Raw genomic sequence first — 360 nt, forward strand, 5'->3', positions numbered from 1 at the left:
ACGAGGTCGACCTGAGCGCTCCAGACGGTCCTGCCCGTCGTGGAATCGGCGGCCAGTACCTCGATCACGTTTCGGCCCCTGCCGGTCCCCGTGCCCGGGATGATACGGGCGAACGCCGCGAGCACGGCGTCAGCGCCGTGGAAGCGGGCGGGCAGTGGCGCGGCCCTCTCGGACCCGAAGCCGCTCTTCGTAGCGGGGATGGTGCTGCTCGCACTCCAGTGCGTGTTTCTGGTGACGGCGTCGACGGCTTTCATGCCGTCCTCGGTGGTCACGAAGGCGGTCGTGTCCTTCAGAGAGATCGCCGGCCGTTGCCGTGTGGGGCTTGACGTCGAGGGCTGGACCCCCTCGTCGAGTGCGTCC

1 pseudogene is annotated in these 360 nt (G+C 69.2%); it reads right to left on the bottom strand.

Annotation, left to right across the window (positions count from 1 at the left end):
• Positions 1-272, bottom strand: a pseudogene (locus tag PUR71_RS14145) (hypothetical protein); the annotation flags it as partial.
• Between the last annotated feature and the right edge of the window lie 88 nt (positions 273-360).

The organism is Streptomyces sp. SP17BM10 (genome assembly GCF_036322405.1).
Classification (GTDB): domain Bacteria; phylum Actinomycetota; class Actinomycetes; order Streptomycetales; family Streptomycetaceae; genus Kitasatospora.